This is a genomic window from Ensifer sp. SSB1, assembly GCF_016652895.1.
Lineage (GTDB): Bacteria > Pseudomonadota > Alphaproteobacteria > Rhizobiales > Rhizobiaceae > Ensifer.
Genome location: NZ_JAEPRP010000006.1, coordinates 81,419 through 91,559 on the forward strand (window position 1 = coordinate 81,419; position 10,141 = coordinate 91,559).

Genomic DNA, 10,141 nt, shown 5'->3' on the forward strand with positions numbered 1-10,141 from the left:
TGGAACATGGGAGGAGTTGATGAGCGATAATGGTCCGCAGACGCCGTTTTCCCGCGAGACCGATCGCTGGCTCGAGCCGGGCAAGATCAACGTCCAGGTGATCTATGTCCTTTATCTCGTGGGCTTTGCGGTAGGGATCACCCCGATCATCGGCGTCGTGATGGCCTATCTCAATCGCGGCAAGGGGGCACCCTGGGTCGAGACGCACTATGTCTGGGCAATACGGACCTTCTGGATCTCGCTGTTGTTCCTGTTGATATCGTTGTTGCTGACGGTGGTGCTGGTCGGCATCCTCGGCTTTATCGCCACCGCCGTCTGGATCGTCGTGCGCTGCGTCGTCGGCCTGCAGCGGGCCGCGCGTCAAGAGCCGATCACCAATCCCGAAGCCTGGATGGTGTAAGCCACGGCGCAAACCCTGAAGCCGGTTCCGGTTGAAGGATGCTGAAATCAGAATGCTGCGGTGACCGAGCACGTCGCAAGGGCGCGGTGCCGCAGTACCGGAGAGTGGAGTTCGCGTTTGCAGACCAATTTTACCCCCGCGCAGCTTGCCGACCCGCATGTGGCCGAATCCGAGGCCATCCTGCGCAAATGCGTACATTGTGGCTTCTGCACCGCGACCTGTCCGACCTATGTCACGCTTGGCGACGAGCTCGATAGTCCGCGCGGGCGCATCTACCTCATCAAGGACATGCTGGAAAACGACAGGGCCGCCGACAAGGAAACGGTCACCCATATCGACCGCTGCCTCTCCTGTCTCGCCTGCACCACCACCTGTCCCTCCGGTGTCGACTACATGCACCTCGTGGACCACGCGCGCGTCCACATCGAGAAAACCTATCGCCGTCCGTTCAAGGACCGGCTGGCGCGTTCCGTGCTGGCGGCCGTGCTGCCCTATCCCCAGCGCTTCCGCCTGTCGTTGAAGGTGGCCGGCCTTGTCCGGCCCTTCGCAGGCTTCATGAAGCGCATGCCGTTGCTGAGGACCTTTGGCATCATGCTCGATCTGGCGCCGAGCGCCGTGCCGCAGCCCTCCCCATCGGCAATTCCCGGCACCAACTCGCCCAAGGGCAAGCGCGTCGGTCGGGTCGCGCTCTTGTCGGGCTGCGCGCAACCGGTGCTGAAGCCGGAGATCAACGAGGCGACGATCAGGCTGTTGACGCGCTTTGGCATCGAAGTCGTTGTTTCGGCCGGTGAAGGCTGCTGTGGCGCCCTGGTGCACCACATGGGGCGCGAGAACCAGGCACTTGATGCGGCGCGCCGAAATGTCGACGCCTGGCTCAAGGTCGCAGACGAAGGTGGGCTCGATGCCATCGTCATCACCGCATCAGGCTGCGGAACGACGATCAAGGACTACGGCCACATGCTGCGGCTTGATCCTCTCTATGCGGAAAAGGCGGCACGGGTCTCGGCTCTGGCCAAGGACATTACCGAGTATCTGTCGACCCTCGACCTGCCTGAGCAGGATGCGCGCGGCATGACGCTCGCCTATCATTCCGCCTGCTCGATGCAGCACGGCCAGAAGATCACTTTTGTGCCGAAGCAGCTTTTGAAGCGCGCCGGTTTCGTCGTCCGCGATCCGGCGGAAGGGCACCTCTGCTGCGGCTCGGCCGGCACCTACAACATCCTGCAGCCGGAAATCTCGGCGAAGCTCAAGGCGCGCAAGGTCAAGAATCTCGAGGCGACGAGGCCGGACGCGATCGCAACCGGCAATATCGGCTGCATCACCCAGATCGCCAGCGGCACCAAGATCCCCATCCTTCATACGGTCGAACTGCTCGACTGGGCCTATGGCGGGGCGAAGCCCCAGGGGCTCTGAGGATAAAGAAAAGGCCGGCTCAGCAAGGAGCCGGCCTTCTTAATGGATTGTCTTCGATGGCTATCAGCCGCCAAAGATCTGGCGGAAGATGTCGACGCCGCGATCGTCGAAATAGGTGTCGCCCGGCTTGCTGCCGGGACCGATGACGATGACCTTGGTGCCGACATCGGCGCGATCGTAGAGATGCTCCACGTCTTCGTTCATCATGCGGATGCAGCCCGACGACATGTTCTGGCCGATGGTCCAGGGCTGATTGGTGCCATGGATGCGGAAGATCGTGTCGCGGCCGCCCTTGTAGAGATACATGGCGCGGGCGCCGAGCGGGTTGTCGATGCCGCCTTCCTGGGTGACCGGCAGAATGCGGCCCTTGGCAGCTTCGCGGCGGCGCATTTCCGCCGGTGGCGTCCAGGTCGGCCATTCGGCCTTGCGGCCGACCTTTACCACACCCGACCAGCCGAAGCCGTCGCGGCCGACGCCGATGCCATAGCGCGTCGCGCGGTTCGGACCGTCGATATAGTAGAGATACTTGTTGTTGGTATCGACGATGATCGTGCCGGGAACTTCGTCGGTGCGGAAGCGAACCTTGGTGCGCCAGAATTGTTTTGCCGGCTTCTTCGGGGTGGCCACGAGTACAATGTCAGTGGACTTGACCTTGGTCCCGGTCGTTGGCGCCGGCGTAAAAGCCGAGGCGCTTGCGGCGGCAAGAATAGTACTGGCCGCGATGGCGATCGCGACCATTTTGCTGGCATGACGGTTCATATATGATTCCCTCTAAACCCTCGTTGCAGGCAAGCTATGCAAAATGCCGCGAAGTTCAAGCCTGCGATACAGCCGGCGGACCGCCGGACTTGTATCTGTTCATGTTGCTGTTGCCTGAAAATCACGCATAGGCAACAGCAACACGTGCGAGGGGGAGGAAATATTCTATGCGATGCTCCAATTATATGACGATAACCTTCGTGCCCAATTTCACGCGTTCGTAGAGGTCGACGACGTCTTCGTTGCGCATGCGGATGCAGCCGGACGAAACGGCATAACCGATGGTCCAGGGCGCATTGGTGCCGTGGATGCGGTAGAGCGTCGAGCCGAGATACATGGCGCGTGCGCCAAGCGGATTTTCAGGGCCGCCGTCCATGCGTGCCGGCAGATAGTGTCCCTTGGCCGCCTCGCGGGAGATCATTTCCTGTGGCGGTGTCCAGCTTGGCCATTCCGCCTTGCGGGTGACCTTGTGCGCGCCCGCCCATTCGAAGCCCGGCTTGCCGACGCCGACACCATAGCGCCGGGCCTCACCGTTGCCGGTGACCAGATAGAGGAAGCGGTTGTTCGTATCGATGACGATCGTGCCCGGCTTTTCCTTGCTCTCATAGGCAACCGTCTGCGGCAGGTACTGCGGGTCGAATTTCGACTTGACCGGGCGCTGGGCGCGTGTGGCGTTCGCCGGCTGGATCAGCGGATTGATGACGCGGCGCTTGGCCTGCGGCTGGGTGACCTGCGGCTGGCCAACCTGTCCCTGATAATACTGTTTTCGGGTGGCGGCCGGAATCTGCTGCCGATACATGACCTGCCGCGTGCGGGTCTGCTGCCCGCCGAGCTGCATCACCCAGGGGGCGGTGAGGTCGGGGCTGACCACAACGGGGGGGCGGTTTTGATACCGGTCCTGCGCCTCGGCCTGGCCGGCGACGAGGGGCAGAACGGAGGCGGCTATAAGAAGGGATTTTTTCAACATCGGACGGACTCGCTACCTTTCGCCGAAATTCATCAAGGGGGCGCAGACAGCCGAAGAACCGGACGCTCGAGCGGGGGTATGCGCCTTGGCAATGGCGCGATCGTGTCACCGGGGGGCCACCGAATGGTAAACGGCACTTCATTAAAAGGCGAAGGCGCCGATAAAGCTTTGGGTAGGGTTATCCGCCGCTTTAGGAATCTGGTTTGCAAATGGTAAAGGCATGGAAATGACGAGTTTGGAGCAAGGAAAACGATGACGGCCAAGGGCATAGTGATCGGCGAGGACGGACTTCAGCGCTGCGCCTGGCAGGGCAACCTCGACGACTATCGACGCTACCACGACGAGGAATGGGGGCGTCCGGTCACCGACGATCGCCGCCTGTTCGAAAAGATCTGCCTCGAGGGTTTCCAGTCCGGCCTGTCATGGCTGACGATCCTGCGCAAGCGCGAGGCGTTCCGCGCCGCTTTTGCCGGCTTCGATTTCGACGCGGTCTCGATGTTCGACGAAGCGGATATCGAGCGCTGCCTTGCCGATACCGGCATCGTGCGCCACCGTGGCAAGATCGTCTCGACCATCAACAATGCGCGTCGTGCACAGGAGTTGAGGCGGGAATTCGGTTCGCTCGCAGGCTACTTCTGGTCATACGAGCCGCAGGCAGCCGAGCGCCCGCAAGTGGTGACCTACGAGGCGATCGCCGCCAATCCGACGACGCCGACCTCGACCCGGATCTCCAAGGATCTGAAGAAACGCGGCTGGACCTTCGTCGGCCCGACGACGATCTACGCCTTCATGCAGGCGATGGGGCTCGTCAACGATCACATCGAAGGCTGCCATTGCCGTGTCGTTGTCGAAGAGATGCGTGGCAAGCTCGCAAGACCGAGCGCTCGGGTGGCTTGAACAAAGTGTCCATCGTCGGTCTGGCGATGGGCGTTTCCCGGCAGCGGAGATTGCGGGTCAGCCGCCGTTCTTCGCTAGCCACTCCTTCATCATCCTTATCTCGCCTTCCTGCGCCTTGATGATCTCTTCCGCCAGTTTGCGGATCGTTTCATCCTTGCCGTATTCGAGCTCGACCTTGGCCATCTCGATGGCGCCCTGGTGGTGAGCGATCATGCCGCGCACGAAGTCGATATCCGCCTTGCCGGTATAGGCGTGTCCATGTCCTTGTGCATGCGGGCGTTGGCTTCGGCAAAGGCCTTGCTTGCGGGCGATGCGTCGCCCGCCGGGCTCGGAGCCTCCGCGGAGCCGTGATGCATGGTGCCGTGGCTCATCTCTTCGGCCATCGCCGGAAAGGCGAGACAGGCGGCGAGCGCGAGGGTTGTCGTCAACGGTTTCAGCGACATGGCGCTTCTTCCTTCTGCAAGGGGCAGCCCCCGAGGAGCGTTACCAAGGCGTAATCCTTCGGACTATTTCAATCTAGGGAAGGGGTGCCAGCGGTTTCAAGTCTTGCGCTCAAGCGCAGAGCATCACGCGTTCGCGCGGAAAGGCGAAAACACCCTGCAGAACATCCACCCCATCAGGCGCGTCGAGCACGGATTGACCGATGCACAAGAGCTGGGCCGCTTGCGACGTCGGCGCGCGCACCATGGCGGTAAAGCAGAACGACGATGACGAGGCGGTCGCCTGTTCGAGGATATTGAGCACGGTCGGGCGATCCTTGCGGTCATAGGCGCGTACCAGGTCGATGACACCGCAGGAGGAGGTTGATGTGCCGAGAAGGGCGGCGGTTTGTTGGCCCAGCTGGAAGATGCCGGTCGCGAGATCGCAGCGCCACGCTTCCATGAGGTAGGTTCCCTCGTCGAGCGACCGCATCCAATTGTCATGTGCGGCCAGATGGCCGGGCCGGATAGCTCCGCAGCCAGGTGTCATGAATCTCAGCATGATACCCATTCCTTCTCTTCGCGTCGCGCTCGACACCTCTTTGCATATGGCCATCAGACCCGGGAAGTAGATCGCCGCGACATCTTTGCCGTTGGGATGTTTGCCCGATGCTGTCATGGCATCCGGAAATCATCGGTGCGCACGCGGAGACCGGAAGATAGCCGATCACCACCGTATTCGGAACGTCGCCGATGGATCGAGCGATAAACTTTTAGTGATTAATTCCGTCTTAATGCGCGTTAGGGTTGAGGCGGCGAGTGACGGTCAGATGATGTCGGGCGACTCGAACTTGGCCCGAAGTCGGACGGCCCGACAAATCGCCTCGTGATCGGCCCGCAGAACGCTATGCGCGGTCCAAACCCTTGCCGCCCCTGCCTTGATCCGATAGGGAAAGCTCCAAACCCGCTGACAGTCCGGAATGCTCCCATGACCGAGAAACAGAAGAAACCGCAGAAGCTCAAGGCGCGCCTTCCGCGCGGCTTCGTCGATCGCTCCGCCGCCGATATCCGCGCGACCGACGAAATGATCGGCAAGATCCGTGCGGTCTATGAGCATTATGGTTTCGATCCGGTCGAAACGCCGCTGTTTGAATACACCGATGCGCTCGGCAAGTTCCTGCCCGACAGCGATCGGCCGAACGAAGGCGTCTTCTCGCTGACGGATGATGACGACCAGTGGATGTCGCTGCGCTACGACCTGACGGCGCCGCTGGCCCGCCACGTCGCCGAGAACTTCAACGAAATCCAGCTGCCGTTCCGCACCTACCGTGCCGGCTACGTCTTCCGCAACGAGAAGCCGGGCCCGGGTCGCTTCCGCCAGTTCATGCAGTTCGACGCCGATACGGTCGGTGCCGCCGGCGTCCAGGCGGACGCCGAAATGTGCATGATGATGGCCGACACGATGGAAGCGCTCGGCATTGCGCGCGGCGACTACGTGATCCGCGTCAACAACCGCAAGGTGCTCGATGGCGTCATGGAGGCGATCGGCCTTGGCGGCGGCGACAAGGTAAATGCCCGCCTGACGGTGCTGCGCGCCATCGACAAGCTCGACAAGTTCGGCACCGAAGGTGTGCGGCTCCTGCTCGGCGATGGCCGTAAGGATGAAAGCGGCGACTTCACCAAGGGCGCGGGCCTGAGCAGCGAGCAGATCGACAAGGTGCTCTTCTTCGTCGGCATCACGGACTATGCGACAAGCGCTGCCGATCTCGCAGCCCTCGTCGCTGGAACGGCCAAGGGCGGCGAAGGCGTCGAGGAACTGAATACCATCCGCAGCCTGGTCATGAGCGCCGGCTACGAGGCCGACCGCATCAAGATTGATCCTTCGGTCGTGCGCGGTCTCGAATACTACACTGGCCCGGTCTTCGAGGCCGAGCTGCAGTTTGCCGTCACCAACGAGAAGGGCGAGAAGGTTGTCTTCGGTTCGGTCGGCGGCGGCGGCCGTTATGACGGCCTCGTTTCGCGCTTCATGGGCCAGCCGGTGCCGGCGACCGGCTTCTCGATCGGTGTTTCGCGCTTGATGACGGCGCTGAAGAACCTCGGCAAGCTCGGCGCGTCCGAGGTGCTCGCCCCGGTCGTCGTCTGCGTCATGGACCGCGACATCGAGAGCATGGGGCACTACCAGCGCTTCGTGCAGCAGCTCCGCCATGCCGGAATCCGCGCCGAAATGTACCAGGGCAACAAGAAGAATTTTGGCGACCAGCTGAAATATGCCGACCGCCGTGGCTCGCCGCTCGCCATCATCCAGGGCGGCGACGAGCGCGCTGCGGGTGTCGTGCAGATCAAGGATCTGATCGAAGGCAAGCGCCTGTCGGGTGAGATCGAGGACAATGCGGCCTGGCGCGAGGCGCGCGTGGCCCAGGTTTCCGTTCCGACGGCCGAACTGGTCGAAAAGGTACGCGAGATGCTGGCGGCCCAGGCCGAGGATCGGGCAAGGGGCTGACGGTCATGGCCCTCATCAATCTGCCTGCTTTCGCCGACGACCTGCTTGCCGATTTTGAAAGCCTCGGCACGCTGCGCGTCGACACACCGGTGATCCAGCCGGCCGAACCTTTCCTCGCCATGGCCGGCGAGGATCTGCGCCGCCGCATCTTCATGACCGAGAGCGAGACCGGCGAAAGCCTGTGCCTGCGTCCGGAATTCACCATTCCCGTCTGCCTTCGCCATATCGAGGCGGTGACCGGCACGCCGAAGCGCTACGCCTATCTCGGCGAAGTCTTCCGCCAGCGCCGTGAAGGCGGAAACGAATTCTACCAGGCCGGCATCGAGGATCTCGGCGATACGGATATCGCTACCGCCGATGCACGCATCGTCGGTGACGCGATGCGCGTCGTTGCCAACCGCTTGCCGGGGCGACGGCTCAACGTGACGCTCGGCGACCAGGCGGTGTTCGAAGCCGTCGTCGGTGCCTGCGGTCTGCCGGCCGGCTGGCAGAAGCGGTTGATCCATGCCTTTGGTGACCAGAAGCACCTGCAGAGACTGCTGACTGAACTCGCGCATCCGCGCACGGTCGGCGTTTTCGGTCCCGAAGTGGTGCGCCTGTCGATGGACGGTCTGCTCGAAGACGAAGCCGGTCTCGTCGCCCATATCGGCGAAACGATGGAAGCGACCGGTTACTCCACCAATGCCAGCCGCTCGCCACAGGACATCGCCCGGCGGCTGAAGGAGAAGATGGAACTGGCGAACACGCGGCTCGACCGCAAGACGCTGGATCAGGTTGGTGCGTTTCTGTCGCTCGACGTGCCGCTCGCCGATGCGCCGGCGGCGCTCTTTGCCTTCGCGCAGAAATCCGGCCTCAAGCTCGATGAGGCGCTCGTCCGCTTCGATGCCCGTGTTGCAGCCCTTTCCAAGGCGGGCGCCGACATCGGCGCGATCCGTTACCGCGCGGCTTTCGGCCGTCCGCTCGACTACTATACCGGTCTCGTCTTCGAAGTGGAGGTCGCCGGCATCCAGGCCGTTCTGGCCGGCGGCGGTCGCTTCGACCGGCTGCTGACGCTGCTTGGCGCCCGCGAACACATTCCCGCCGTCGGCTTCTCGCTCTGGCTCGACCGCATCGAAAAGGCGATTACCTCCCAGGGAGGCGTTCAATGACGATCACCATCGCGCTGCCGTCCAAGGGGCGGATGAAGGATGACGCCTCGGCGATCTTCGAACGGGCCGGCATGAAGATCGTTGCCGTCGGCAATGACCGCTCCTATCGTGGCCGGGTCGAAGGTTCGGACGATGTGGAGATCGCGTTCCTGTCCGCGTCCGAGATTTCCCGCGAGCTTGGCAATGGCTCGATCGATTTCGGTGTCACCGGGGAGGATCTGGTGCGCGAGGGGCTTGCCAATGCCGATGCCCGCGTCGAGTTCTGCGCCCGTCTCGGTTTCGGTCACGCCGATGTCGTCGTCGCCGTGCCGGAGATCTGGTACGACGTCGATACCATGGCCGACCTTGGTGACGTTGCTGCGGACTTTCGCGCCCGCCACGGCCGCCGCCTCGCGATCGCCACCAAATACTGGCGGCTGACGCAGAACCACTTCTCCGGTAGCCACGGCATCCAGCTCTACCGCATCGTCGAGAGCCTCGGTGCGACCGAAGGCGCGCCGGCGTCCGGCTCCGCCGACATCATCGTCGATATCACCTCGACCGGCTCGACGCTGAAGGCGAACCATCTGAAGATCCTGACGGACGGCGTGATCCTGCGTTCGGAAGCCTGTCTGGTGCGGGCGCGCAAGCCTGCGCACGATGGCGACCCCGTGGTGGCGCGGGTTGTCGCGGCAGTCCGCAGCGTGCTTTGACGCTGCGGCGGGCAGGGGAAGACCCGCGACGATCCTGGTGTTCTCGGAGACCTGAAAAAATAAAGTAGGTCCCTCAAAAAGCGACCCCTCCGCTCCTATGTAAGTCGTGCGGGCGGCACTCTGCCGTTCCTCGCCCTTCCGCTCCAGGAGACCTTCATGGCCGATCTTTCCGCCTTTCCGATCACCAAGCGCTGGCCGGCGAAAAACCCTGATATCATCCAGCTTTATTCGCTCCCAACGCCCAATGGCGTGAAGGTCTCTATCGCGCTCGAAGAGCTGGGCCTCGCCTACGAGCCTCACCGGGTCGCCTTCGATGCCAACGAGCAGAAATCGCCGGAATTTCTCTCGCTCAATCCGAATGGCCGCATTCCGGCGATCATCGATCCCAACGGTCCGGACGGAAAGCCGATCGGTCTCTTCGAGTCCGGCGCGATCCTGATCTATCTGGCAGAAAAAACCGGAAAGCTGCTGCCGCTGGATGCGGCCGGCCGCTACGAGACGATCTGCTGGGTGATGTTCCAGATGGGCGGCATCGGTCCGATGCTTGGTCAGTTCGGCCATTTCTTCAAGTTTGCGGCCGACAAGGTCGCCAACAATTCCTATCCCGTCGAGCGTTACCGTGACGAATCGAAGCGTCTTCTCGGCGTGCTCGAAGCGCGCCTTGAGGGGCGGCAATGGCTGATGGGCGACGAATACACGATTGCCGACATCGCCACGTACCCCTGGGTCGAAGGTGCCCGTAGGTTCTATGGCGGCGCCGACGTCCTGGACTACAAGGCTTTCCCGAACGTGATGGCCTGGGTCGAGCGCGGCCTGTCGCGCCCGGCGGCTCTAAAAGGCATGGAAGTGCCGCGCAAGGAATAGCAATCGTGATGGCCCTGTGCCTGAGTTGACGAAGCTCGGGCGCAAGGCTAGTCATTGCTGCACAGACTAATAAGAAGAAGGT

At 62.4% G+C, this 10,141-nt stretch carries 10 protein-coding genes and 1 pseudogene; 7 read left to right on the forward strand and 4 right to left on the reverse strand.

What is annotated here, in order from left to right; all coding sequences use genetic code 11:
• The first annotated feature begins 19 nt into the window (after positions 1-19).
• Entirely contained in the window at positions 20-400 is a 381-nt protein-coding gene (locus I8N66_RS02750; RefSeq protein ID WP_113536319.1) for a hypothetical protein, read from the forward strand.
• Positions 401-517: 117 nt separating this feature from the next.
• Positions 518-1,813 (forward strand): glycolate oxidase subunit GlcF, encoded by a 1,296-nt coding sequence (gene glcF, locus I8N66_RS02755; protein ID WP_291149368.1) that lies wholly within the window; start codon positions 518-520, stop codon positions 1,811-1,813.
• Between the two features lie 63 nt (positions 1,814-1,876).
• On the opposite strand, the gene I8N66_RS02760 is transcribed toward glcF, so the two are convergent.
• Both I8N66_RS02760 and I8N66_RS02765 read right to left on the reverse strand, forming a co-directional pair.
• Positions 1,877-2,572 carry a L,D-transpeptidase gene (locus tag I8N66_RS02760; RefSeq protein ID WP_113536317.1) on the reverse strand — a complete coding sequence of 232 codons (696 nt, stop codon included), beginning with the start codon at positions 2,570-2,572 and terminating at the stop codon, positions 1,877-1,879.
• Positions 2,573-2,753: 181 nt separating this feature from the next.
• Positions 2,754-3,539, reverse strand: coding sequence for a L,D-transpeptidase (locus I8N66_RS02765; protein WP_291149371.1), 786 nt, complete (start codon positions 3,537-3,539; stop codon positions 2,754-2,756).
• A gap of 252 nt (positions 3,540-3,791) precedes the next feature.
• Here I8N66_RS02765 and I8N66_RS02770 point away from each other — a divergent pair, with 252 nt between their 5' ends.
• Positions 3,792-4,436, forward strand: coding sequence for a DNA-3-methyladenine glycosylase I (locus I8N66_RS02770; RefSeq protein WP_113536315.1), 645 nt, complete (start codon positions 3,792-3,794; stop codon positions 4,434-4,436).
• Positions 4,437-4,493: 57 nt separating this feature from the next.
• Here I8N66_RS02770 and I8N66_RS02775 read toward each other — a convergent pair.
• A pseudogene (locus I8N66_RS02775) lies at positions 4,494-4,879 on the reverse strand (DUF305 domain-containing protein).
• A gap of 109 nt (positions 4,880-4,988) precedes the next feature.
• Positions 4,989-5,534, reverse strand: a complete 546-nt coding sequence (locus I8N66_RS02780; protein WP_291149373.1) for a hypothetical protein — start codon at positions 5,532-5,534, stop codon at positions 4,989-4,991.
• 309 nt (positions 5,535-5,843) lie between these two features.
• Here I8N66_RS02780 and hisS point away from each other — a divergent pair, with 309 nt between their 5' ends.
• The 4 genes from hisS (at position 5,844) to I8N66_RS02800 (ending at position 10,059) form a co-directional block, all read left to right on the forward strand.
• Positions 5,844-7,355, forward strand: coding sequence for a histidine--tRNA ligase (gene hisS, locus I8N66_RS02785; protein ID WP_291149374.1), 1,512 nt, complete (start codon positions 5,844-5,846; stop codon positions 7,353-7,355).
• 5 nt (positions 7,356-7,360) lie between these two features.
• Positions 7,361-8,503, forward strand: coding sequence for an ATP phosphoribosyltransferase regulatory subunit (locus I8N66_RS02790; RefSeq protein WP_291149376.1), 1,143 nt, complete (start codon positions 7,361-7,363; stop codon positions 8,501-8,503).
• On the forward strand, positions 8,500-9,195 hold the full coding sequence (gene hisG, locus I8N66_RS02795; RefSeq protein ID WP_113536311.1) for an ATP phosphoribosyltransferase: 696 nt from the start codon (positions 8,500-8,502) through the stop codon (positions 9,193-9,195). Before I8N66_RS02790 ends, hisG begins: the two co-directional genes overlap by 4 nt.
• 156 nt (positions 9,196-9,351) lie before the next feature.
• Positions 9,352-10,059: a glutathione binding-like protein gene (locus tag I8N66_RS02800; RefSeq protein WP_291149383.1), complete on the forward strand. Its 708-nt coding sequence runs from the start codon at positions 9,352-9,354 to the stop codon at positions 10,057-10,059.
• The last annotated feature ends 82 nt before the right edge of the window (positions 10,060-10,141 follow it).